The organism is Bacillus pretiosus, assembly GCF_052947655.1.
The window spans coordinates 158,040-183,982 of record NZ_JBRFUV010000002.1; the positions used below are offsets into that span (position 1 = coordinate 158,040).

Annotated in this window: 18 protein-coding genes and 1 pseudogene; 17 read left to right on the forward strand and 2 right to left on the reverse strand. The window is 31.3% G+C overall.

What is annotated here, in order from left to right:
• Positions 1–30 precede the first annotated feature (30 nt).
• The gene (locus ACU8YW_RS28005; RefSeq protein WP_446894144.1) at positions 31–2,013 is read right to left on the reverse strand and encodes a serine hydrolase domain-containing protein; all 1,983 of its coding nucleotides are present in this window, start codon (positions 2,011–2,013) and stop codon (positions 31–33) included.
• A gap of 274 nt (positions 2,014–2,287) precedes the next feature.
• Between ACU8YW_RS28005 and ACU8YW_RS28010 the strand changes: the two are divergent.
• The 4 genes and pseudogenes from ACU8YW_RS28010 to ACU8YW_RS28025 form a co-directional block, all read left to right on the forward strand.
• A pseudogene (locus ACU8YW_RS28010) lies at positions 2,288–2,396 on the forward strand (NTD biosynthesis operon regulator NtdR); the annotation flags it as partial.
• A gap of 104 nt (positions 2,397–2,500) precedes the next feature.
• Positions 2,501–2,926 carry a hypothetical protein gene (locus tag ACU8YW_RS28015; RefSeq protein WP_426936111.1) on the forward strand — a complete coding sequence of 142 codons (426 nt, stop codon included), beginning with the start codon at positions 2,501–2,503 and terminating at the stop codon, positions 2,924–2,926.
• A gap of 689 nt (positions 2,927–3,615) precedes the next feature.
• Positions 3,616–4,185, forward strand: coding sequence for a methyltransferase (locus ACU8YW_RS28020; protein WP_073515827.1), 570 nt, complete (start codon positions 3,616–3,618; stop codon positions 4,183–4,185).
• Between the two features lie 409 nt (positions 4,186–4,594).
• The gene (locus ACU8YW_RS28025) at positions 4,595–6,004 is read left to right on the forward strand and encodes a phosphatidylinositol-specific phospholipase C (protein WP_088063492.1); all 1,410 of its coding nucleotides are present in this window, start codon (positions 4,595–4,597) and stop codon (positions 6,002–6,004) included.
• Positions 6,005–6,198: 194 nt separating this feature from the next.
• Here ACU8YW_RS28025 and ACU8YW_RS28030 read toward each other — a convergent pair whose 3' ends face one another.
• Entirely contained in the window at positions 6,199–7,575 is a 1,377-nt protein-coding gene (locus ACU8YW_RS28030) for a lytic polysaccharide monooxygenase (protein WP_426934520.1), read from the reverse strand.
• A gap of 605 nt (positions 7,576–8,180) precedes the next feature.
• On the opposite strand from ACU8YW_RS28030, the gene tnpA reads away from it, so the two are divergent.
• The 13 genes from tnpA to ACU8YW_RS28095 all read left to right on the forward strand — a co-directional run bounded on the left by tnpA (position 8,181) and on the right by ACU8YW_RS28095 (position 25,524).
• Positions 8,181–8,579, forward strand: a complete 399-nt coding sequence (tnpA, locus tag ACU8YW_RS28035; RefSeq protein ID WP_262720215.1) for an IS200/IS605 family transposase — start codon at positions 8,181–8,183, stop codon at positions 8,577–8,579.
• Positions 8,580–8,590: 11 nt separating this feature from the next.
• Positions 8,591–9,703: an RNA-guided endonuclease TnpB family protein gene (locus tag ACU8YW_RS28040; RefSeq protein WP_446894143.1), complete on the forward strand. Its 1,113-nt coding sequence runs from the start codon at positions 8,591–8,593 to the stop codon at positions 9,701–9,703.
• A gap of 1,159 nt (positions 9,704–10,862) precedes the next feature.
• The gene (locus ACU8YW_RS28045) at positions 10,863–11,906 is read left to right on the forward strand and encodes a Fic family protein (protein ID WP_426934649.1); all 1,044 of its coding nucleotides are present in this window, start codon (positions 10,863–10,865) and stop codon (positions 11,904–11,906) included.
• An 849-nt stretch (positions 11,907–12,755) separates the two neighbouring features.
• A complete protein-coding gene (locus tag ACU8YW_RS28050) occupies positions 12,756–14,264 on the forward strand; it encodes a spore germination protein (protein ID WP_426934648.1) in 1,509 nt (502 codons plus the stop codon).
• Positions 14,251–15,354, forward strand: coding sequence for a GerAB/ArcD/ProY family transporter (locus tag ACU8YW_RS28055; RefSeq protein ID WP_097891992.1), 1,104 nt, complete (start codon positions 14,251–14,253; stop codon positions 15,352–15,354). Before ACU8YW_RS28050 ends, ACU8YW_RS28055 begins: the two co-directional genes overlap by 14 nt.
• Positions 15,351–16,478, forward strand: a complete 1,128-nt coding sequence (locus ACU8YW_RS28060; protein ID WP_097891996.1) for a Ger(x)C family spore germination protein — start codon at positions 15,351–15,353, stop codon at positions 16,476–16,478. Before ACU8YW_RS28055 ends, ACU8YW_RS28060 begins: the two co-directional genes overlap by 4 nt.
• Before the next feature lie 414 nt (positions 16,479–16,892).
• On the forward strand, positions 16,893–17,570 hold the full coding sequence (locus ACU8YW_RS28065) for a papain-like cysteine peptidase (protein WP_426934647.1): 678 nt from the start codon (positions 16,893–16,895) through the stop codon (positions 17,568–17,570).
• A gap of 655 nt (positions 17,571–18,225) precedes the next feature.
• Complete coding sequence (locus ACU8YW_RS28070) at positions 18,226–18,975, forward strand: sugar phosphate nucleotidyltransferase (RefSeq protein WP_426934646.1); 750 nt, start codon at positions 18,226–18,228, stop codon at positions 18,973–18,975.
• Positions 18,976–18,995: 20 nt separating this feature from the next.
• Positions 18,996–21,065 carry a glycosyl transferase gene (locus tag ACU8YW_RS28075; protein WP_426934645.1) on the forward strand — a complete coding sequence of 690 codons (2,070 nt, stop codon included), beginning with the start codon at positions 18,996–18,998 and terminating at the stop codon, positions 21,063–21,065.
• Between the two features lie 82 nt (positions 21,066–21,147).
• A complete protein-coding gene (locus ACU8YW_RS28080; RefSeq protein ID WP_340438641.1) occupies positions 21,148–22,107 on the forward strand; it encodes an NAD-dependent epimerase/dehydratase family protein in 960 nt (319 codons plus the stop codon).
• Positions 22,108–22,135: 28 nt separating this feature from the next.
• Positions 22,136–23,224 carry a CDP-glucose 4,6-dehydratase gene (rfbG, locus tag ACU8YW_RS28085; protein WP_426934644.1) on the forward strand — a complete coding sequence of 363 codons (1,089 nt, stop codon included), beginning with the start codon at positions 22,136–22,138 and terminating at the stop codon, positions 23,222–23,224.
• Positions 23,225–24,247: 1,023 nt separating this feature from the next.
• The gene (locus ACU8YW_RS28090) at positions 24,248–25,363 is read left to right on the forward strand and encodes a response regulator aspartate phosphatase (RefSeq protein WP_097892001.1); all 1,116 of its coding nucleotides are present in this window, start codon (positions 24,248–24,250) and stop codon (positions 25,361–25,363) included.
• The gene (locus ACU8YW_RS28095) at positions 25,363–25,524 is read left to right on the forward strand and encodes a hypothetical protein (RefSeq protein ID WP_088065107.1); all 162 of its coding nucleotides are present in this window, start codon (positions 25,363–25,365) and stop codon (positions 25,522–25,524) included. Before ACU8YW_RS28090 ends, ACU8YW_RS28095 begins: the two co-directional genes overlap by 1 nt.
• Positions 25,525–25,943: the final 419 nt, after the last annotated feature.

Below are 25,943 nucleotides of genomic sequence, written 5' to 3' on the forward strand. Positions count from 1 at the left end.
TTCTTTTTGTGAAATTTACCTCAAAACAAATTAACTAGATAACAAAACGTAAAATAACAATGCAGCAGCTTCTTGCCGTTTCATACTTTGTTTTGATAGATAATCTGCTGATCCATCTTCATTATATATAACCTCAGGCCCTACTAAACGATGACCTACAATGTTTTTCACGGATTCTATTGCCCAATTATCAGTGTCTCCCTTTAATGTTGCATCTGCAGATGGCGCTCCTAACATTTTTAAATACTGCCAAGCAATCCATGCTGCTTCTTGTCTGGTAATTGCACGGTCTGGATGGAATTGTTCTCCTTCTTTTTCATATAAAATACCAATTTCATATAACTTTTGAATATGTGGTGCATACGGATGATTTTTCACATCAGTAAACACTGGTTCTTTTTTTGAAGGTGGTGCAAAGTAAGCAATTTGAGATAACCAATAAACAAATTCTGCTCGTGTAAGAGAAGATTCTGGAGTAAAATTCCCCTCCTTATTGGCTTGTAATACCTCGTATTGATGCAAGGAATCTATAAACTTAGCATATGGATGATTTTCATCTACGTCTTTAAATCTCTCAGGCTCACTTAACTTTAACGCTGAGCTGCCAGAGTTCCAATGTATCATTTCTTTCACAGTACCATCTTTGTGAAGTTTAAATGCCATATAATTCCCTTTTTCATCCTCAAATAGTAAAGGGTCTATTTGTTTTAGCTCCTGTTTACCATAAACCTTATCAGTTACATATAACTTTCCTTCACTTATGTTCACATGTGACACTAGGTTTTTTAATCTCAAATCACGGTAAACCCCTTCAAATTTCTTTAATTCTTCTTCATTAGGGTTTAAATATTCAGGCTTTATCTTATCTGGGAAATATTCATTCATAAAATCATCAAATACTTCAACAGGTAGTGCTGAACTATCTTTATTTGTAACTACAAAAACTCCAATTTTATGCTCAGGAATTAACCACATTAAAGATGAAAAACCTGGTATATTTCCACCTTTCCCAAACACATATTGCCCATTATGACTTTGCGGTGAAAAGAACTCAAATCCGTATGTCATATTAGGGTATTTGGGATGTAAAGCAAATTTTGTTTTTTGCATATCTTCTACGGTTTCTTTTTGTAGTATTTGGTTATTTTTATATTTACCATCATTCAATTGAGCAATCATAAAATTGGCTACATCACTTCCTGTAGAAAACATACTCCCTTGTGGCATATCTGTTGGTCTTGTTTGATAAAATGGAATGACATTACCTTTAGCATCATATCCTGTTGCAAGCTTTTCTTTAATAAAATTAGTCATAACAAAACTGCTATTATGCATTTCTAAAGGGTAAAAAATATTCTTGGCCATATATTTGTAAAAAGGTGTGTTTGTCAGACTTTGAACAATATACCCTTGAAGCATAGAAGCAAAATTATCATATGTATATGTATCTCCTGGCTTTCTCACTACTGTGGGCATATTATCTTCTACATAATCTTTAAGCATAGTATAATCATTCTCTTGATAATGGATATCCTCTGGTCTAGGATCTACGTAATCAAACCCTGTTGTATGGGTAAGTAAATGTCCCATTGTAACTGGTTCACCCATTTTATTTTGATACTTTAATCCCCCCATATAATTTACTATATCTCTATTTATATCAATTTTACCTTGTTCAACTAACTGCATGACAGCACTAGCAGTAAAAACTTTTGATATTGACGCTAATCGAAAAACTGTTTTTTTAGGATCGATGGGAGTATTCTTTTCTTTATCGGAAAATCCAAATCCCTTTTGAAATAAAATTTGATTATCCTTTACAACGACAAGAGCTACACCAGCTGCGTTTTCTTTTTTCATTTTCTCTGGAATTACTTTATTGGTAAATGCTTCTACATCTTTAGGATTTAATGTTATAGGTGCAACAGTTTCGGCTTTTGAATAATTGCTCCCCAGAAAAAAAAACAAAAAACATACACTTACAGCTACTAACCTTTGAAAATAAATTTTCATTCCTTTATTCCTATTACCCAAATTAATTCCCCCTTTAATACTAGATTTATTGATTATACATCTATAGGTTAACCAACCATATTCTACCACTGCATTGATATTTTTTCTAATTTTATTTCAATTCTGTCATTTATTAATTTTTCACCTTTAGAAGTAGTCTATATATTATTAGGTCTTAGTTATAGAAAATGCTAGACACTCTTTAATATAGGACTTCCCAGAAGTTTTTTCATAACATCCTACTTAGAGAAGACAACCATCGTTTATAATCAATAAAAATTGGCTATTTGGTGATGCGAGTACTATTAATGATCGATCTAATTTTTTTGAGAAGTTAGATAAAATTAAAAGATAGACCTACTGCATTATTTAATGGAAAAGATTACGGATATGGAGTGAAGATGACCTAATTGGCATCTTCACTCCATATCCAGCAATCAATCTCATAATATTCTAATATCTAGATATCGATATTAGGAGGATTTAGATGATGAAGAAATCAGTATTAGCAGTTGGTTTATCGGTTGTAATGCTAGCAGCTTGCGGCGAAAAAGAAATAGTTCAAAAGGAGCAACCAAAAACACAACAAACAACGGCGAAAACAGAACAACCAAAAGATGAGCAGACACGAATGGTGAAAAGTGTTGAACGTAGAACCAAGGAGATTATAGAATATTTCGGTGGTATTGTAACAGCGGTTGAATTAAATAAAGAAAGTAACTTGTATGTCTTATATGTTTTCGTTGATAAAACAGCATTGTCAAATGCTGACGAAGGCCTACGGAAAAATTTTAACTATAGAACAAGAACAAAGTTAAAAGACGCCGTTGCGCAGAGTGGCTTGCAAGAATACGACAAAACAACCATAAGATACTTCACATCAGATAGTAAAACAGAAATCGAATTTGAATAAGCACTCACGGGAGTGCTTTTTATTTTCACTTGTTATTTCAAGGAACGGAAGATTGTTCCGAACTTTTGACAATTAACCAAGGTACGTAAAATTATTACGCTCTTTTCTTTCAATGCATCTTAACTTTGATTCTTTCTCATTATTATAAAAGCTACCATTCTAGCAAGAATAGAACTAGTTAATGGATCAATTATTACAGTTAAAAAATCGTTCAAAAGCGTACTCCCTTTGAATTCCCCCCACTTTCACTTCATTTAAAAATGAGGGATTCTTAAGTAAAGATTCTTTCAAACTCTAATTTATTTGACTATCCCCGCATCCCTTACGGTTTGAAGCCTTATCGCTTCATTCTTTAAAATAAAAAATTGTGAAATTTTATAGCATTATATAAGACATTTGATATCAAATATACTACATTCACTATGAAATTAGTTTATTTATAGGATTTCTATTCATAAACAAGGTACTAAATTGACTCTTAAGAAGTCATTACCATTGCATTTGTCGAAAAATTGAAAAAATATGTGTAGATAGATATCATTTTAAATACATATATAATTAATTTTAATTCTCTGACATAATTCCACATAATTCTTAAACCAGTTTTTTGTGCATTATTAAATAGAATATTACACAATGTCAGTCTTTAAAAGATTATATATCAAAACTTTAAGAGAGGAAGATAAACTATGAAGATGAAAAGAAAAATCATGATGACAACAGCACTTGCAGCTACGTTAGCTACAGGTGCACTACCTTCTACATCAGTGTTTGCTGCAGAAAAAGAGGCTCCTATCCAACAAAAAGAGGCACAAATGAGTATTCAACCATTAGCACAAAATAATTTAGAAACAGCTGTTAATGCTGCCTTAAATGGTCCAGAAGTCAAAAAAATAAAAGTATTTGAGCATGAATTTAATGTAAAAGAAATAGAAGTAGTAAATCTAGGTGGAGGAAAAAAATATGTTAAAGGACAAATTTCTCATCATTTAAGTTTCCGTCCAGATGATCAATTTTATTATGAGTTTACTGTGCAAGATGGAAAAGTAGTAGATAAGCCTGTATTTAATATTGATAGAGGTGGTTGGACACCATTTGCTGCTCCACTTTTATCAATTCTTGCTGCGTATAATGGAATTCCAGTTAATCCAAATGATTTAAATGCACTTGGTCAGCAGCTTGGGAAAGTTATAGATGGAAGCTGGGAACATGCAGCTCAATCTATCGCAACTGTAGTTAGTCTAAGTTTTAATGAATAGAATCTTTTAATTTTTATTAGCATTGTAGGGACCACTTTTCCTGAATAGCCTTGTTTTAAGAAATTCCTGAAACAGCTATAAATAAATTTTTACCGCTCACTCACATTATCTTAATTTGTTAACCACCTTATTATTCATAATATGTAACAAAATAGAAGTCTTTTTAAGGCTTCTGTTTTGTTTGTATACAATACAGCAAAAAGCTTATTTTTTACCTATCTATGCTTCCATTCTTTAAAAATCCGTTTGGCTATTAGATATAAATTATTACAATAAACTAATACTATCTCAAGTTAGCTCACTACCCCTTTTTCAATTACAAAAATTCATTACATTAGGAATAGAAAACAATAAATATAGTAAAAAACCATCTTATTATAGCTATTGTTTAAAGGTTAGGAGAGATAAAATGAACAAAATAAAAAATTTCTTTAAAGTTAGCATCCTCACTTGTTTTACACTGGCAAGTTTAAGTACACCATCTACAATTTTAGCTGATAGTCATCCAGGTTATTCCTATGAATCCAATATAGGTTATCAAAATCCATCGTGGATGTCAGAAGTAGCAGATTCAACAAAATTAAGTGAAATATCTATTCCAGGCACTCATGGTACAATGGCTTTACATGGAGCAAGTTTTCTTGATGAAAATTTGACAAGAAATCAAACTATGAGTCTACCCCAACAATTAAATTCTGGAATTCGATATGTAGATATGCGCGTTAAACGTGTAAAAGATTCTTTTGCAATGTACCATGGTATTGTCAATCAAAAAGCAGTATTTGAAGATGTATTAAAAGAAGCAATCCAATTTTTGAAGGATTATCCGACAGAAACAATTTTAATGCGCTTAAAAGAAGAAACTACTCTCGAAAGTGGATCCCTATCATTTGAGGAGATATTTTTAAAATATAAAAACGATAATGCTTCATATTTTTGGGATCCTAATTCCGTACCAACTATAGACAGAAACAACCCTACTTTAGGAGATATCCGAGGAAAAATTGTAATCTTACAAAACTTTACATCCTCTCAATTGTACGGTATTGATTACGATAGATTGAACATTCAAGATAAATTTGAAATTGGAAGCGGACCAGACGAAATATATGAAAAATGGAATGCGATAAAAAATCATTTGCAAAGTGCAAATACTAACTATAATAATGGAAAAATATATCTTAATCATTTTAGTGGTACGGGTGGTGCAGCCGCATTTTTAAATAATGTATATCCTTGGTTTGTTGCAAGCGGAAAAGAGAATAGAAATACTGATAGTAACCCTAAGTTGATTCAAACGAATTCGACTCATGCTTGGAGTGATTTCCCTCGCGATAGAAATGGGCAAGTATATTATGGTGGGATGAATACACTTGGGACTGAACTCTTACAACAAGGTGGAATTAGACATTCTGGTATTATCGCAGCTGATTTTCCTGGGCCAGGTTTAATTGATAGTATCATTAAATTAAATGGTGTACATTCAAATGAAAAAGAGATATTAATTTCGCAAATTTCATCCGAATCTAGTCCTTTATCCGGACAAAAAAATCGATCCAGTCAAAACTTTAAAATTGATAGTTTACCTGCAGGTACCAAAGAATTAAAATGGGTTATTGAGCCTTCAGAAATAGATCATCCTTCTACTATCTCTTTCAATGTAATGATTGATGTTTCCCTAGGTACCGATTCTATTCGTTGGAAAAATATTTCACATGGATCTAGGACTGAAGCTTACACAAATACAAAATATTATATCGCAAGTCCAATTGGTGCCACTAACAAATTCACTGTGAAAATATACGCGATTACAAATTAGAAAATAAAAGAATCCCATTGGAGTTCCTTTTTGAAGGAATACCGCTGGGATTCTTTTCTGATTTCATTTCGTCAACATTAGAATAGTAATTAAATTTGTTAGCATATCATTTAAACCATTAACGGATTTCTATTTGGAACGACCCTTTACTTTCAAAGAAAAACCTAAAAATGTTAACTACATTTTCCCACTTATCATTTATTCAAAACTGGCTTCCAAAGCGATAGGGCAAAAATCCAATTTGTGTCACCATTGCCTTGATAATCTTGAACTGCTTCATACACTTTTCCCTCATGTACTACTCTATCACCTTTTGTATATGCTTTTCTTGCATCCCATTTTTCATATGTGGAATCCTCTGACTTTGTTACTACATTTAATACATCACTTCTACTAGATTCATTTCCAGCTAAATCAACCGCCGTCACTACATATTTATACGATGTATTAGCCTTTAATTCTTTATCCATAAAGGATGTATTAGCCGTTGTCCCAATTTTATTCATAACTCCAAAGCTTTCTCTATATACAATATAATGGTCTACACCTACATTATCTTCAGACGGACTCCACATCAAATCAACAGTGGTCGCTGTTGTACTCATACTATGTAATCCTTTCGGTTGGGTCGGAGCTTCTATATCTGGGATTTCATTTGTTGTCTTAACCTTTAGTTCTTCACTTTCTTTTGATATGTTTCCAGCAGAGTCTAACGCCTTTATTGTATAGGTATATTCCGTATTTGCTTTTAGTTTTTTATCTATAAATGTTGTACCTGGTACCGTATCAATTACTTCCCCATTGCGTAACACTTGATATTCCTTTACACCTATATTATCCGTAGAAGCCTTCCATGTTAGTGCAACACTATTGGCAGTAACTTTAGACGCATTTAATTCAGTTGGTTGACTTGGAGCTACTGTATCGGGAGTTTCATTATTTACTAGATTTACATCAATTACATTATAAAACGCATTTGACGTATCTGCTACATCCCATACAGCTAAAATAACATGATAACCATTGCGATCAGTTGGTACATTAATTGTATGTGTTAAATTATTTGATGCGGCAGAACCATCATGTTTCACAGTTCCAATTGGTTCTAATTCAGCACGTGTTAATGGTTTATTAGGATCCCATCCCTTTTTTGTAATGTAATAATGCCATTTACTTGTAGGATGTGCAGCTGTATATTTCCATGTAAAGGTATTTGCTCCACCTTTAATCGTGTTTTTGAACCAGCGATTTGATGTTTGTTGGTCAAGAATTCCTCCAAACAGTCCTCCTGCCGAAGCGATTTTTCCATCAATCGGTCCCCCATCTGGGAATCCTTTAGGTGCTTCTAGGCTTTGAGGTTCGTACATTATATTTCCACAATTTAAATTCAACGCTCCATAATTCTGACTACATAAAGCAGCACGACTGCTTGGCTTTTCAACAAATCCATGTGCATAAGCACTTTGAGGAATCATAGTAATAGCCGTCACCCCTGCGGCTAAAACATAAGCACCAATTCCTTTTTTACTTTTTCTTAATCTTTCAAATTTAGATGTAAATTTCAAATTCATTCTTGTCCCCCCAATATATTATTGCTATCGCTAATATAATAGCAATATAGAGATAAACGAACAAATTACTAATAAATATACTAATATCTCTCATACATTGGTACGTTTATTATTATTTTTAATCTCATATAAAAATAAAATAAATACAATAAGTCTATTTTGTAACATTATGTATTAATAGAGCAATGAAAACCCCTCTTATTTTCACAAAAAATTCAAATGTTAATTTAAAGAATTATATTTAACCTTATGTAAAAAAATACAGTTTTAAAGTAAAAAAGTCTGGAAGGAACTGATAATATCAGTTTCTTCCAGACTTCACATTCCCATTATATAACTTGCAAATAAGTCATTTCTAAAGCTAAATTCACGCATATTTTCTAAATCTTAAAAAATACAATAAATAACCTACTTATATTCACATGGTGAATGCACACAAATCCTTTAACGAATTTCCCGAAAGAATTCTCCTTCCTCAAGCGTGTGAAGGGCGTAGCCCAACGGTAGGTGGGAGATGAATTTCGGTTTGGCGTAGCCAAAAGGTTTTCCTTTTTATTTTGCCTCTGATATAATCAGTCTTATAAATTATAAAGGCTGGTATATAAATGAAATTAGATAGTAATAACCATTCAGTATTCTTGTTGTATTATCACCTTGTGTTGGTCGTGAAATACAGAAGAAATTTGTTTGATGATGATATGTCAGACTATGCAAAAGATATGTTTGTTCGACTATCTGAAAACTATAACATCACATTAGTTGAATGGAATCATGATGTAGACCACGTTCATATTTTGTTCAAGGCACACCCTAATACAGAAATGACAAAATTCATCAATGCTTATAAAAGTGCAAGTTCTCGACTTATTAAAAGAGATTTTCCACAAGTGAAAAAGAAACTTTGGAAAGAGATGTTTTGGTCAAGAAGTTTTTGCTTGCTAACTACTGGTGGTTCGCCAATAGACGTAGTAAAAACATATATTGAAAATCAAAGTGAAAAGTGAGGTGAAATGATATGACAAAGCAGAATAAAGCATATAAATTCCGTTTGTATCCAACAGGAGACCAAGCACATCTTATACGTAAAACCTTCGGTTGTGTACGTTTCGTGTATAACAGAATGTTAGCTGAACGGAAAGAAGCGTATGAAAAACATAAAGATGATAAGGATCAACTAAAGAAACAAAAGCTTCCCACGCCTGCAAAATACAAAGCAGAATTTGAGTGGTTAAAAGAAGTTGATTCATTAGCTTTGGCAAATGCTCAACTAAACTTGCAAACTGCCTATAAAAATTTCTTTCGTGGTCAAAATGACTTCCCAACATTCAAAAGCAAAAAAGACAGAAAGTCTTATACAACGAATGTAGTGAACGGAAATATTATGTTGCTTAACGGTCATATCAAATTGCCAAAACTGAAAATGGTACGTATCAAACAGCATAGAGAAATACCACAAGACCATATAATCAAGTCATGTACGATTTCTATGACACCTACTGGTAAATACTATGTGTCCATTTTGACTGAATACGAAAAAGAGATCGTACAAAAAGAAGTAGAAACAGTTGTTGGATTAGACTTTGCGATGGATGGATTATACGTCAGTTCTAAGGATGAGAGAGCCAATTATCCTAAGTTCTATCGTGAAATGTTAGACCGATTAGCAAATGCTCAACGAGTATTATCAAGACGTACAAAAGGTTCAGGGCGTTGGAATAAACAACGTATCCGTGTAGCTAAGCTGCATGAAAAAGTAGCAAACCAACGTAAGAACTTCCTTCATCATAAGTCTAAAGAGTTAGCTATTCATTTTGATGTTGTAGCTATTGAAAATCTAAATATGAAGGGAATATCGCAAGCACTTCATTTTGGAAAAAGCGTCGCTGATAATGCTTGGGGTATGTTCACTTCTTTCTTAGCTTATAAACTAAATGAACAAGGCAAACAGCTTGTGAAAATAGAAAAATGGTTTCCTTCCACAAAAACATGTAGCAGTTGTGGAAATGTGAAAAATATGTCATTGTCTGAGCGAGTCTATTCTTGTATATGCGGTGTAAATCTCGATAGAGATTATAACGCAGCTATCAATATCAAAAATGAAGCAATACGCCTATTGGCGTTAGCATAGATAGCAATAAAATAACCCTTGGAACAAGGGAGTTAGCTCGGCTGTCTTAGGACGAATTCGTTAGCTACCAAAAGTAACGACTAACCGAGAAGCCCCCACTTCAAACAGTCCGTTAGGACGTTAAGTGGCGGGTAGTTCACTCTTAGACATTTACTCCTATAACCACATAACTACTGTAATTTATATATTGATTTACTTCAGAATGTTCAAACTCATATAATAAAATTACCAGGCAAAATGAACTACTCACCACTTAGCAAAACATAAAGTGGGGGCTTCTCAGTTACACGACGAAATTAACCTTTCGTTTCCCTGATCGTTTTGTCCAACTTAACTTTATAGTCCTTTTTAATAGTCATCTCCTACCCTATTAATCCTTATTTTAAACAAATCATCAAGAGATTGATTATGTAAGATAAGAAAAGAGAATTATAAATCCAATTTTAACCATAAATTTCTACCAATTTATTATATTATTTTTACCTAATAAGGTACAGAAACAAAGGGAAAAACTTCAGTATGTTTGAGGTTTTGGTTTTCACTAACGTTTTTAGGGTGAAACGTTTAAAGGGTACATTACTGAATTTTTATTACATGTTCCTGTACCTAGTATTTAAATTAACTTATGTCAAAATATTTTACAATACCAGTATGAAACGTTACATATTTCTATATTTAATGATACATTTCATCAACTTACTCCCCTAATATTTATGCTAAATATAGAAAATTAAGCTCGTTTAGATTTAATTTTAGAATTCTCATAATAGCAAATGAATAGATTAGGCACATAACTGTCACAAATTAATGACTTATCTATTTTTTCATCCATGAAACCACTTCAATATTTACACTTAAACTAAAACACATCTATACTCACACTTAATTAATAATCTTTCAAATGAGTCGATTCTTTTATATTTTTTATTTTTTTATTGTACATTTGTACATTTGATGTTAGGATTATGCCTATTAAAATTGAATCCTAACGATTCTTCTTTATAATTCCTATATTTTTATTTTCAAATGAAAATACAGATTCTAAAACACGATCAAAATCAAAACAAAAATGTCGTTATTTCACAATGATGTCATGAAATACCTTTAGAATGGAAAGATGTATGCAACAACGTGTTAAGGGGTTACAGGGGGAACAAAAATGAGAGACTTTTTTGATGATAAGTATAAAAATATTGAATTAAAAAGGAGGTTAATCAATTTAATAAGTGAAATTAGCGAGTTCAAAGGAAAATTAGCTGCTTATCAGGAACAAAACCCTGAAATATTTAATAGTTTAGAAAAAACTATACCGTTACATTACATAAAAAATTTCACTACTATTTATGAGGATATAAAAGTTCCTCATAAAAGATTAAAAGAACTTATTTTAGATGATATAGTACCTCAAAACATTTCGGAAGATGCTATTTTTTGTTATTATCAAACACTTTCTTTTGTACATAAAAACTCCTGTACTTTATCAATTAATCCAGCAACTATACAGGAATTACATTTTCAACTAATACATTACATTACCTCTGACAGTGCCAATTGGCGTGAAAAACCTTTTATTATTCCAGGTATTCCCGATCATGGAATGCACTTGAATAGTTACCGCATTCTTCCACATGAACTTATCCCACAGTTTATGGAGCAATTATGTGATCAATACAACTCATTAAATACTAGTAAGGGGCTACATTCGCTTTTATTAATAGCTCGTTTTATATTAAATTTTTATTGCATAGTCCCTTTCAATCAAGGTAATGGCAGGCTAGCATTTATGTTAATGCAGTTGTTGCTAATTAAGAGTGGACATACATTTGTAAAATATGTATGTTTGGATAAGTATATTAAGAAAAATGAATCTGAATATTACAATTCGATTTATAAATCTTCGGTAAATTGGTACTGCGAGGAACATAATAGTAGCTTTTGGTTAAAAACGTTTTTAACCATTATATTAGAGGCTTACAAAGATCTGCATAACACCGTTCTAGATTCTATATGTAAACATACTAAAGTTGAGAGAATTCAGGATTTTATACTTAAACAAAAACAACCCTTTACTAAGGAAAGTATTCGTAACAGATATCCAGACATTGCAGAGAGTACAATTAGTAAGGCTTTAAATTCCTTGCAATTATTTGGCCATATTAAGCTAGTTACAAAAGGAAGAAACGCAAAGTGGACTAAAGTTTGACCATATTTTTAAAACTCTTACAGCTCAAAAATTCAATTATAACGTTAGCAATCGTTTCAATGATTTTGGGCTCAAATTCATTGAATTATATTTTAAGCTATTATTACTACTTTAATTATTTCTAATTCTTACACAACTTTTTATAGGAAAAGGTACGTTTCCCTCCACCTTTTCCTATAAAAATATTAGATATTAATACAGAAAAAATGTCGAAAAAAGTCGTAATTTAATATTCTTTCTTTATTTTCTGGTTGTAAACGTTTCATTTTCATGTTACCATCTTAATCAAACAATAGATGGTAATAAAACTGAAAGTATTTCTTTCCCTTAGAAACATATAAACGTACGGTAATATCAAGAAAATAAGGCCAAAGAAATATTTGATACCTACCATAATAACCAATAAGAATTTTGCGCACCAATATTTCTGTTAATTCAGAAAAACATTTTGTCCCTAAACAAAATTTATTAGCGCGCAAAATTCAATTACACTAGAACACCCAAATAAATGTAATTTCCTTTTTTATCGAGCATTAAGATATGAAAAAAGTTCTTCCTAAAAAATTCAACTGATTAACTTAAAGAGATCTAAATTACTGCCTTAAATGCCATCTATTGTTGATAACATATTTACCAACTATGAAAAAGAGCCCAACAAGGGTTCTTTTTTATTATAATCATTCAAATTTCAATGCTAACTTGATACTTAGATTTGCGCACAAATCACTTCTACTTTTATGCTCTCAATTTTTAATTTTTATTCCCAATTTGTTTAAATTTGTGAATAAAATCCCACCAAATAAAAATAATAAATACAACTAATCGTTACATATTAAAGAGGTGTCAATATTGTCCTTAAATGAAGAAACCTTAGAAACTAAAACCAATAATACCATTGAAAAAATCCAAACAAGTAACTTAAAAGAACTTAAAAATACTTTAGATAATATCTTTGATATTAGTGCCGATTTAATTGAACACCCTTTGCAATTAAAAACAAACACGAATATTTTACTATATTATTTTGAAGGCCTTACAGATGGTGTCGCTTTAAAAGGAAATGTTGTTACACCATTATTACAAAAAGTAAATGAAGACAGTCAAATATTTAATTCTAATATTATTGCTACTCATACCAAAATAGTATATACATGGAATGAAATTAAAGAAGGATTACTTGAGGGTCAATGTGTACTATTTATGGAAGGAGAAAAGCGGTCACTTTTAATAAATACAAAAGGCTGGGCAGAGAGAGCAATTCAAGAACCAATTTCAGAAGTTACTATTAAAGGATCGCATGATGGATTTATTGAGAATGCCACAAAAAATATAGGCTTAATTCGTCGATATCTTCCTTCTGCAGAGTTGAAAATCAAAAAGCTGACGATTGGAGAACGAGCCACTTCTTTCGTCTATTTAATTTACTTAGGTGATGTCGCGAGCGTAGATGTAGTCCAAGAAATAGAAAACAGAATCTGTAGAATTAAAACGGATGCGGTATTAAGCATTGGTGAACTATCTAATTTTACAAAGGATCAAAATTGGTCTCCTTTTCCACAGGCTTATTTAAGCGAACGTCCAGATGCTATTTCAAATCATATACTTGATGGAAAAGTAGCAGTGTTAATGGATAGATCCCCTGGCGCAATGATTGTTCCAATGAATTTAATTGGATTCTTTCAAACTCCAGATGATTATAATATTCATTGGCTCATTGCTTCATTTTTTCGCGTATTACGATTTGCGGGATTTATTATAGCTATTTTTTTACCCGCATTTTATATTGCTATAGTCTCTTTTCACTTTGAAATCATTCCTATAGATTTATACACTTCTATTGCAACGTCAAGAGTCAAAGTCCCGTTCTCTCCCTTATTGGAAGCTTTTATAATGGAAATCACACTAGAAATGCTACGTGAAGCTGGTATTCGCTTACCACAACCAATTGGACAAACCATTGGAATTGTTGGAGGGATTGTAATTGGACAGGCGGCTGTTCAAGCTGGGCTTGTTAGTAACGTTATGGTTATTATCGTATCTATTACAGCCATTGCCTCATTTATTGTTTCTAATTATGATTTATCGAGTTCTATACGCCTTATTCGTTTTCCAATGATGTTATTGGCTTACTTTTATGGGATTGTAGGTATCGTTAGTGGATTAATGCTCTTATTTGCTCATTTTGTTTCACTAACTTCTTATGGTTCACCATACGGATTGCCAATAGCACCATTTCGTCTCCAAGAGTTAAAAGATTCTTTTGTAAGATTTCCTATTTCTATGCTTACCAGCCGCTCGAGTATAGGTCAGCCGAAACAAAGAAAGAAAAAAGAAGGTGGTTCACATGGGGAATCTTAAGTTTCAAAAATTAACTTTATTCGAATTCATTATTTTCATTCATTCACTGCAACTTGCATCTGGTATGTTAATTATGCCAAGCCCACTTGCTACCACGGCAGGGACAGATGGCTGGATTTCGATTATTCTTGGATGGATAGCTACTTCTATAATTGGCGTGTTTATTATATTAATGTTACAAAAAAATCCTAACAAAAACTTCTCACAAATCTTAAAAACATACTTTGGTAAATGGATAGGGACAATTCTTTTTCTTTTATATGCCTTTTATCTATTTTTTGCTGGCTTCAATACTTTATTAAAGGCAACTAATATTGTAAAAGTGTGGATATTCCCTTCCACTCCTGCTTATCAAATCACCATATTATTACTATTACCTTTTATTATTTTAGCTCTGAGTGGGTTAAGGGCTCTTACTAGTTATTCTATGCTTGTTTTCTTCTTCACTACTTGGATGCCACTATTTCTTCTTTTTTCACTAAAGAGTAACTACAACCCTTTACACCTACTACCTATTTTTAAAGAGGGATTATACCCTATTTTAAAGGCAACAAAAGAAACTATTACTCCTTATGCTGGCTTAGAAATTGCATATTATATATATCCGTTCTTGCAAAAAAAACAAAAGGCCATAAAAGGACTACTAATAGCTAATACTGGAACTATGATTTTCTATCTATATGTGACTATTCTTTCTTATATATACTTTAGTCCCGAGGGGATAAAAGACGTAATTTGGCCCGTATTTCATTTGTTAAAAGGGGTTCGTTTTTCTTTCGTGGAACGTTTAGAAATTATTTATATCGCTTACTATTTAATTGTATTCTCCACTACTTTATATCCGTATTTATTTTTCAGTTTTAAATCTATGACCATATCACTTCAAAAAAACGCCCGAAATTGGGCGCTACTTGCTTTTGTGTTATTTATAGTTGGCCTATTTATTTTCGTAAATCCCGATGTAGATCAATATTTGTTTATTTATTCTCTTATGGATATCTTAAATGTCATTTTCTTTATTCTATTACCGATCTTATTTTTCGTTTACAGTATTCTTTTTACTTGGGTTACTAGGAGGAAACAACTTTGATTCGAAAATGGATATGGATTGTAATTTGTTGTGTATATATAATTGGTTGTAGTCAGAGAATTCCTCTTGAAAAGGTTTCATTAATCCTGTTAATTGGCCTGGATAGAACTTCTAATGGAGACATAAAAGTTGGAACAAGTATACCACTCTTTCATCATAAACAGCCAAAAAGTACTATAGAACATTGGACACAAGCATCAACTGTATATACTGGATTCAGTAAGATAGATACGAAGTTAACGGGCTTTATGACAGCTTCCAAAGCTGAAATCATTTTAATTGGGAAAAAATTAGCGCAAGAAGCAAATTGGTTGCAGGAGCTTGATTCTTCTTACCGTGATCCTTACGCTACCATTAATGCTAAAATAGTACTTGTAGATGGATCTGCAGAAGAAATTTTTAAAATTCACAAGCCTAGTAAACCATCACTTTCATCTTATATAAATGGTGTAATCGAATCCTCCATCCAAAATAACCAATCCGTCTCTTCTACAATTCAACAATTAATGAGAGAACAAAACGAAGAAGGAATGACGCAAACTGTTCCATTTATTAAAAAAACAAAGAATGAAATCGACACGGTAGGAATTGCATTTTTAAATCGCCAAGGGAAATACTTAACTCATATTCCTAAAAAAGATGTTAAATTTTTCAATCTTATAAATAAGCCAAAAAGTAACGGCCGAATGATACTACACCTTGCGCTTCCGCCTAAAAAATCAAACAAAAAAACAAACACTTCTATCTTCATACAGAATGCGACAAGGAAGGTAGATGTTACTTTTCAAAACGGAAAGTTTATATTTAATCTCGATATCAATGCCAATGTAGCTTTAATAGAAAAAACCAATCCGAATTTAAAGAAGGGGCACTATGATAATAAAAAAAATATAAATAATTTAAAAAGTGCTATTGAAAAAGAAATTAATAATAATTTAAAAAGTATATTAAATGAGATACAGCAGAATAAAATTGATCCAATTGGATTATCCCTATACGCTAGAGCCTTTCAATATAAAGAGTGGAAAAAAGTAAAAGGAGATTGGTTACAATCGTTAGCAGAGGCTAAAATAAATGTAAAAACACACGTCAAAATAAAAGATACTGGGACCATTAGAAATTAGTCTAGTATTTAATAGCATTTCTTAATGGAATTTTCCATCTTCAATAATTATTATGTAAAAGATGCTAATTCAAAGAAAAATCTACTGGTTAAATGCTAACCAATAGATTTTTCTTTTTTATCTAAGGATTTTTTAAAAGGATTAAAATTTTACTGAAGTAAACAAGGACAGGTTTCTAATTTAGGTTGCTGGAGAATATATAACCCTCGTGTAATCTCCCTACCACTTTCATTCCAATGGCAACTCCATGATATAACATCAAAGATTAAATTCCTTAACTTAGGCATTTTGATTTTTTAAGTTTGTATGAATGTATTGGCTTTATCTACTTTGATATATAGGTCCACATCAATATATTATTGCATCATATACTGAAGAGATAATTTAAATTATTCTATAAAAAGGATGATGAGGATGAACCTAGAGGATATACAAAAATCCTATGGCCTAATTGTAAGTTTAGGAGGATTGTGCCAAGTTACTAACCAAATCAAAAGGCACCATTTAAGAACATTTTCTGGACCTTTAGATTGGTTTTATTATCCATCACTTTCAGATGTAAACAGATTACTTCAAAATCGATTTGAAAAATTTATGAAGTTGGAAAATATGGTCATAGAAGGTTCAGAAAGTTACGGTCTTATTGAATCAGAATTTGATAATCAAACTAAATGGGCAAAACGAATTACCCACTGTATAAAGGACACTTATTATAATTGTTTTTCAATGCATGACTTTCCTATTAACTCAGATGAGGATTGGAAAGTAATCTATCCTTCTTTTAAAGCTAAATTAGACACTAAAATTAATCGATTCCTTGAAAAAATAACTAGTAGTGAATCAATTTTATTCATTAGAATTTGGGGAAATCGAGATGAAGCAGTTGAATTAGAAAACGTATTATCCAAAATTACAAATAAAGATTTTAATATTCTTATCGTTAATTTTAAGGAGGGTCTATCTAATATTGTTGAACAAAATTGGGGCATACCGAGGGTTTGTTCAATTGAACTCCCACGTTATCAGGATAGATGGGAAGGTGATGATTCCGATTGGGATTATATTTTAAATAAAATAGCATTAACTTATTAATTTTCTTTTTACTTTTCACATAATTTTGTCTGTAGATTAAAATAGGCGTAGAGAAATAAAATTCCCCTCTAATTGATACACACTTAATTCATTATCCGTTCATATAATAATTCATAAGTCCTTCTTTATAGGATCAATAGTTCTTTACAAAATTAATTTCATGACTAGAGCACCTTTATGCGGTGCTCTTTTTTAGATTTCTAGAATGTAAAATGTAATATTTGTTCACTTTTCCTTTAAATAGTTAATTTCTTTGAAATCATTTATACAATCAGTTTATTCTGCTACGTAATATGTTGATGACTACTTACTTCCACACTTTATCTTATTTTCAGTATAATTTTGTCTTCTTAGATTTTTCATTATAAGATTCTTCAATTCCCCTGATTTCCCTCCCCCTCTTTTATCTTACAAACAAGCAATGTCTTTTATTAGTATTAAATATAACTAAAGCATTAATTTTTAAAATAACCTAATTTACATACAATTGATGATAAACTACAGTGCGTATTCTCCACATTTAATCAGCATTTGAATTATAAATCTAACATATTTTTTTAGTTGATTGTCATTATGGTACAACCGTGTATACATTTATCAAACAAGCTACATAGTTTAAATTAGTAAAATATATAGAGAGGAAGGAAATAGATCTATGAAAGTCATAATTTTGTGTGGCGGAAAAGGGCTTCGGATGCAAGGAATTTTAGAGGATATTCCCAAACCATTAGTTCGAGTTCAAGGAAAGCCTCTCCTCTTGCATATAATGAATTGGTATAGAAAATATGGACATTCTGATTTCATTTTGCCCTTAGGATATAAAGGTGAGAAAATTAAAGAATATTTTATGGATTTTAGCTGGAAAGAGAATGACTTTAGTTTGAATTTTAAAACCAGTCAATATACGCTACTTCAGGAATTAGAAAATTGGAATATACACTTTATAGATACAGGAATTGATACAATGACCGGGGCAAGGCTAAAAAAACTTGAACCCTTTGTACAGGGTGAAACCTTTTTATTAACTTATGGCGATGGATTAGCCAATATAGATATTGATCAACTAATAGCATTCCATAAAGAAAAAGGAAAAATTGCTACATTAACTGGAATTAAAAAGAATAGTCAATATGGCCTATTGGCGGTTGAAAATGGAATTGCTATTGATTTTAAAGAAAAACCCTTACTTGATGAAGTAATTAACGGCGGGTTTTTTGTATTTAACAAAGAAATATTCAATTATTTAGGTAATAGTGATGATTGTGTTCTAGAAGAAGCTCCTCTCCAAAATTTAATAAAAGATAATGAGCTGGCAGTCTATGAACACAATGATTTTTGGGCTAGTGTCGATACACCTAAAGATTTAAAAACCGTAGATGAAAGTTGGAATCCTAATAAATTTTAGTGGAGAGGACTGAATAAACATTGAGCTTTAATGATAAAAAAATAAGTTTACCTCGATTATATATCCCCTCTAATGAGAAAATAATTAACCCGCTTTCAACAGAAATTAAGACTTCAAATCTCTCCCCTAAAAATACTCAAAAACTAATTAACCCTCAATTCTATAATCAACAACATGATCTAAATAATCATTTCTGTGTCATTGTAGGTAGTGAATATGTCTTGAAAATCATTGCCTTACAGCAATCATTAATGCAGTACTCAGAAAAATTTACATTGTGGATTTGTTGTATAGATCCTTTTGCATATTCATTATTAAAAGAAATGAATCTAATTAACGTAAACCTTTTACAAGTTGAAGAATTAGAAGATAGTGAACTAAAAGCAATTAAGAGAAAAAGAAAAGTAAATGAATATTGTTGGACTTTAAAATCTGTCTTGATAGAATATTTATTGGTAAATTACCATTTACCATCTATTCTATATTGTGATGGTGATTTATGCTTTTTCTCTGATCCTAATATTATTTTTGAGGAATGGGGTGAACATTCTATTTTCCTTACTCCCCAAAGAGATCGTGATTGGGTAGAAAAAATGTACGGCAAATATCAGGCTGGTCTAATTGGATTTAAGAATGATCTCTATGGGCTAAAGAGTGTAAGTTGGTGGAAAAATAAATGTATAGATTGGTGTAGTGCCGAACCTGAGGAGGGAAAGTTTGGCGACCAAAAGTATTTAGATTATATCCCTATCTATTTTCCAAAAGTAAAAATTTCCAATAACTTAGGTATAAATGCTGCGCCTTGGAACTGTATATATAATAACGATTACAAAATTGACAAGAGTAACAATGATGTATTTATTGAAAATGATAAACTAGTTGTTTACCATTTTGCATGTATTACTATCTTTACTGAAAATGATTTTGATCTATGGTCTTTGGGAGCAATTTCAATACCAAACAATATATTAAACCATATTTACACTCCTTATTTAGAGAGAATCCAATTTGTTTTAAAGCAATTAAAAGAAAAATTTAATAAAAATACGAAACAATTTTTAAGTAAAAAAGATATAAATGAAGCTCAAACCTTATATAAAGATTCACAATTAAGAAGAAAAATGAATCAATCCAACCATTTTATGAACTTTTCTATGATTATAAGTAAAGAACGATTAATTCAAGGATTGACCTCTTATTATTCCTTAGAAAATCTCAACACTAAATTTACTGTATGGATCTGTTGTATGGATGATTTAACTTATCAAATATTGGAGAATTTAAAATTAAAGCACGCCATACTCATTCCGGTAAAAGATCTTGAAAATCATGAACTCCTCAGTATAAAAAATGAGAGAAATTTACAAGAATATTGTTGGACATTAAAAGCACCTCTTTGTCTACATGTCCTTAGTCTTTATCCCGAGGTTGATCACATTATACATTGTGATGCTGATATGTATTTCTTTACAGCACCTAATATCATTCTTGATGAATGGTGGAAATACTCTATATTCCTATGCCCCCAAAGAAGTTCTACTGAAATTGAAAGCATACACGGTATATACCAAGCTGGTTTAGTTGGCTTTAAAAACGATCAAAATAGTAAAGAAATTTTAACATGGTGGAAAGATAAATGCCTAGAATATTGCAAAAATCATTATGATGTTGAAATGAATAGGTGGGGTGACCAAAAATATTTAAATCACATTCCTAACATTTTTTCTAATATAAAAATCATGACTCATAAAGGTATTGATGCAGCACCTTGGAATGTAATTCTAAATAGCAGTTCTATATCAAAAACAGATAATAAAGTTCTTATTGATCAAGATGAATTAATTGCTTTTCATTTTGGAAGTATGCAGATTATTAATCCAAATGAGTTCGACTTGTGGAAACATGAAACTTTAGAATTACCTCCAACGATTTTAGATCATATATATATTCCTTATATTGAACAAATGAACAAGACATGTCATATCCTTCATAACACTTTTCAAAAATCCCCTTCCTCTTTATTTGCTGGCCAAATTGATACAAATACAATAAAAAATTATTTTAAATACTCCTCCCCTCATCACAATTAAGACTGATATTCTCCTTATGTTAAAATAAGTGAATTTATTCCATTAACTAAAAATAAATCTTAATAAAGGATAGATTATCACTATGATTACTTCATTTAAAAATAAAACTTTTCTTATTACTGGTGGATATGGTTTTATTGGTTCTCACTTGGTACGAAGACTTTTAAATTTACAAGCAAAAATTGTTCTTTTTATAAGAACATCATCCAATTCTTGGAGACTAAAGGATATTCTAAAAAATATTGAAACCTATGAAATAGATATACGAGACAAAAAACAAGTACAAGATGTAATAAAGAAAGTTAACCCGGATTATATCTTTCACCTGGCAGCCTATGGTGTAAATTCTGCCCATATAGACTACATGCACGCTATAGAAACAAATATTATAGGGACATGTAACATAATTCAGGCAGCAAAATTAGTAAATTGTAAAAAAATTATTCATATGGGTAGTAGTTCTGAATACGGCAATAAAATGGAACCTATTCATGAAAATATGCTACTAACTCCTGTGGATATCTATGGAAGTACCAAAGCTGCTGCTACTATATTAGCCCATCAAATGGCAAGCGAAAACAATATTAATCTTATAACACTAAGACCTTTTGGCATATTCGGAGAGGCTGAGGAGCCACATAAAATATTCAGCTATATTATCTTGCAAGTGTTGCAAAATAAAGATGTAAATTTAACTTTATGCAATCAATTAAGAGATTATTGTTATATAGAAAATATAATAGATGCCTGTATCCTAGCAGTAGAAAATACCACTGTACAAAATGATATCTTTAATATTGGGAGTGGTACCATTCATCCCTTAAAACATTATGTAGAATTATTATTCAAACATTTGAACACCAATTCCAGACCAAATTACGGTGCAATTTCCTCTAGAACAAATGAAAGATGGGTTCCTGAAGCAGATGTTCACAAAATTAAAGAATCTCTTTCTTGGGAACCTAGAATTAATATTGAAGAAGGAATTATTAAAACTATTGATTGGTATAAAAACAATACACATTTATATCTAATCCCCTGAAAATATTGTACTAAAGGAGGTGGATTAATTGTTAAACAAAAACTTTAATAACGCTTTTTACGGAAAGAAAATTTTAATTACAGGACATACTGGTTTTAAAGGTTCTTGGTTATCCCTATGGTTGAAGGAATTAGGTGCCACTGTAATTGGATATTCATTGGATCCTAAAAATAAAAACGACAACTTTAATGTTACCAATCTTCAAAATGATATAATAGACATTCGCGGTGACATAAGAGATTTTAGTAAACTAAATAAAGTTTTTACAGATTATAACCCTGAAATTGTATTCCATTTAGCTGCACAACCGCTAGTTAAGTATTCATATGAATATCCTAGAGAAACATACGAGGTAAACGTTCTAGGAACTATGAATGTACTAGAGGCAATTCGATTACATGAATCAGCTAAAATAGGAATTATGGTGACAAGTGACAAGTGCTATGAAAATAAAGAATGGCCTTGGGGTTATCGTGAAATTGATCCTATGGGCGGTCATGACATATATAGTTCAAGTAAAGGATGCTGTGAGCTTTTAATTTCTTCCTATCGAAATTCTTATTTATCAGAAGAAAAATTTTCTCACCACAAGAAAATAATTGCAAGCGTTCGAGCTGGTAATGTAATTGGTGGTGGTGATTGGTCAATAGATAGGATTATTCCTGATTGTATACGAGCATTAGAATCGAATAAAAAGATTATTATTAGAAATCCTACTGCTATTAGACCCTGGCAACATGTATTAGAACCCTTAAGCGGTTATTTACTCCTCACAGAAAAAATTATTAATAATGATATTATTTTTTCAGGTGCATGGAATTTCGGACCATCCCTAGACAATATTGTTCCAGTAGAAAAATTAGTGACGAGTTTACTAGATATTTGGGGTTGCGGGGATTGGACAACAGAAAATATGGGTCCAATGAATTTCCATGAAGCAAATTTACTAAACCTTGACGTTAGTAAAGCAAAATTCAAGCTTAATTGGCAACCGAGGTGGTCCCTACAACAGACTTTAGAACATACAATAGAATGGTATAAACATTATAATTCTTACACCAGTACAGAGATGCTAAATTTATGTGTTAACCAAATCAAACAATATTCCGCACTTTAAACTATCCCCCTTACTCATACTCACTGCTTGTTTCTTAAGGAGGGAGTCTTCTTAGCTAAAGAGACATTAACTTTTATAGTCTAAATTGTGAACCTATTATACCTAGAATCCTGTGACTGCCCATTAACAAAGATTTTATTTCTTCGGTTATTTCAAATTACTCATAGACATTATACTTAAGAACCAAGGAATCACATATTGTGCTAGTGATTCCTTGGTTCAGAGAGAATAATGTCTTACTTTAACGACAATACAGTATATGAACTTATCCATTTATTTGTTCTAGTTATGAAAAAAACTTTTTCCTATCAAAAAAGCTTATTTCAAAGAAAAACTTCCTATCTTCTTCAACTTATCCTATTAGAAAAGCAAACAAGGTGAAAATCTCGATAATTATACTAAGCTTTAACAATTTTATAATTATACCTTTCTGGTATATACTCCCCCAAAGTTCTTACTTATATATCGAGTCTCTCATTTACTTTCACCAATGGGGATAATTTCATGAACTATTTATTCTACAGACAAATAACTTTTAGAATCATCTTTTTAGAACGTTTAAAGGAAATTTTCCCTTTTATGCGCCTTTTCCACTACCTTTCTTTAATTTGTCTTAATCACAGCGAGAACAAATCCTTGAAATAGTACATCTTCAGCATAAATTCACATAATTTTCAAACACAAAAATTCTAAATGCTAAAACTTGTTATATAATGAAAGCAAGCCATAAGTAAGATAGTTTCCCTGTTACGAGTAATGAGATAGTCTGTTTCACATTTTTACATTATCTAAAAAAACTTGTAGGAATTCCTACAAGTTTTTTCTTTCTTTATTCTCTTCTTATTTACATACGCAAAGTTTATACATTTGTGTTAAATTCTAAGTACATTCGACATAAATTGATTGTTTTTTATGAATTTTATTGAAAAACATTGTAAAATACCTCCATTTTTTCTTTTATTTTGCTATGATAGTTACAATTATATAGGATTAAGATATTTCTATAGGATGGGGGAGTATATAGTGAGTGTTTCAGTAAAGGGAAATGAGCAATTAACCTCTCTATTGAACGACTGGTATCGATCTATGCTATCTCAACAAGTTATAAAAGCTACTAATCTAAAAAAGAAGATTGATGAAAAAATTAATAAGTTAAGCATTGAGCCAAATCAAGAACGTCAGGATCAAAATTTGTTACTTTATTACTCACTACTTGAATTTCGTTACACGGTCTTAACAGATAGCCTCGGTATTCAACAAAATAGTTTTGATGCTATTAGTGATTATGATATGCCTACAGACCATTTTCTACGCTTCTATTATCACTTTTTTAAATCCATTCATTCCACTTTTATATCAAGTTTTACTGAGGCAGAGGAACATTATAAACTGGCAGAAAAGATATTAGTAAACATTCCAGATGAAATTGAACACGCTGAATTCTACTATAGAATTGCTACTTTTTATCACCATACCTATAACATGCTCGCTTCTATCGAATACGCAAATAAATCAAGGGCAATCTTTTCGAAGTATGAAGGTTATGAAGTAAAAACAGCCTTTTGTAATAGTTTGCTAGGTGGTTGCTGTATCTATTTAAAGCAGTACGAACAAGCAGAAGAATATCTACATTGTGCAATTGAATTACTACAGAATAATAAGGAAGAAGATTCCTTGTTATACGTAAAAAGTACTATGGGGTGGCTGTATTCTGATCAAAGTATGTCTACGTTAGCTATTCGTCACCTTTCAGAAGTAACAGAAAAAATCCCTACACACTTCAAGGCTATCTTCCTACAAGCTAAGGAACATTATAAATTAGGAGAACAATCAGCAGCTAGCAAACTCATTGATAAGGGATTACAGATTTGCAGAGGAATTCATAACGAAGAATACACACACCACTTCTCTATTTTAAAAAGATTAAATGAAAATATTCCACTGGAAGAATTAGAAAAAATCATTCAAGAAGGAATCTTATACTTTGAGGAAGAAGAATTATGGGAATATGTTGTCGAATACGCCGAATTATTTGCCACAAAATGTAGACAATTAGAGAACCACCAAAAGGTAAGTGACTATTTCCATATTTGTTACCAAGCAAGACGAAAATCAATCGAAAAAGGAGTGTTGAAATAATGAAAAAAATCAGCCTATTATTATCGGGTATTGCTTTTATTGGGGTTCTAACGGTGGGAATTTCTCAATTTTCTAAAGCGGATCAGTTTGCTACTCATGGACATTACCCCGCTCCCACATATAGTGTTGGCGATCATGGTGGTGCACCACAACAAACTTAATGTAAGTGTATGTAAAGCCCCTCCATTCGGAGGGGCTTTACATATAATTTATCTCTCACGTATCACCCTATACACGCTTAAAGAATGTGAATCTTTTAGGAAAATCTGTTAAACAATAATGGAAATACGCTAACTATTATAACTACCGACTCTTCATATGCAATATTACATGCGAATAGTTCTAAATATTTTGTTATACTATTCATGTGGATTTTTCATCCAAAAATCCTCTTAAACGCATATTTATGTATATGCCACCCTAATTGATGAAAGTGAGAAGAATGTTTATCATTTTTCTCACTTTTTTATATTTAAATCTTAATAATTCACACATGTGAATAATACTATAAAAATAAACTTAAAAGAGAATCTAACTTCCAAATTTAATCTTTGGAATCATTTATTTTCTAAAAAAATTC

Coding starts and splice junctions, on each gene's coding strand:
- ACU8YW_RS28005 (WP_446894144.1), bottom strand. CDS start 2,013: ATGAAAATTTATTTTCAAAGGTTAGTAGCTGTAAGTGTATGTTTTTTG.
- ACU8YW_RS28015 (WP_426936111.1), top strand. CDS start 2,501: ATGATGAAGAAATCAGTATTAGCAGTTGGTTTATCGGTTGTAATGCTA.
- ACU8YW_RS28020 (WP_073515827.1), top strand. CDS start 3,616: ATGAAGATGAAAAGAAAAATCATGATGACAACAGCACTTGCAGCTACG.
- ACU8YW_RS28025 (WP_088063492.1), top strand. CDS start 4,595: ATGAACAAAATAAAAAATTTCTTTAAAGTTAGCATCCTCACTTGTTTT.
- ACU8YW_RS28030 (WP_426934520.1), bottom strand. CDS start 7,575: ATGAATTTGAAATTTACATCTAAATTTGAAAGATTAAGAAAAAGTAAA.
- tnpA (WP_262720215.1), top strand. CDS start 8,181: ATGAAATTAGATAGTAATAACCATTCAGTATTCTTGTTGTATTATCAC.
- ACU8YW_RS28040 (WP_446894143.1), top strand. CDS start 8,591: ATGACAAAGCAGAATAAAGCATATAAATTCCGTTTGTATCCAACAGGA.
- ACU8YW_RS28045 (WP_426934649.1), top strand. CDS start 10,863: ATGAGAGACTTTTTTGATGATAAGTATAAAAATATTGAATTAAAAAGG.
- ACU8YW_RS28055 (WP_097891992.1), top strand. CDS start 14,251: ATGGGGAATCTTAAGTTTCAAAAATTAACTTTATTCGAATTCATTATT.
- ACU8YW_RS28065 (WP_426934647.1), top strand. CDS start 16,893: ATGAACCTAGAGGATATACAAAAATCCTATGGCCTAATTGTAAGTTTA.
- ACU8YW_RS28070 (WP_426934646.1), top strand. CDS start 18,226: ATGAAAGTCATAATTTTGTGTGGCGGAAAAGGGCTTCGGATGCAAGGA.
- ACU8YW_RS28080 (WP_340438641.1), top strand. CDS start 21,148: ATGATTACTTCATTTAAAAATAAAACTTTTCTTATTACTGGTGGATAT.
- ACU8YW_RS28095 (WP_088065107.1), top strand. CDS start 25,363: ATGAAAAAAATCAGCCTATTATTATCGGGTATTGCTTTTATTGGGGTT.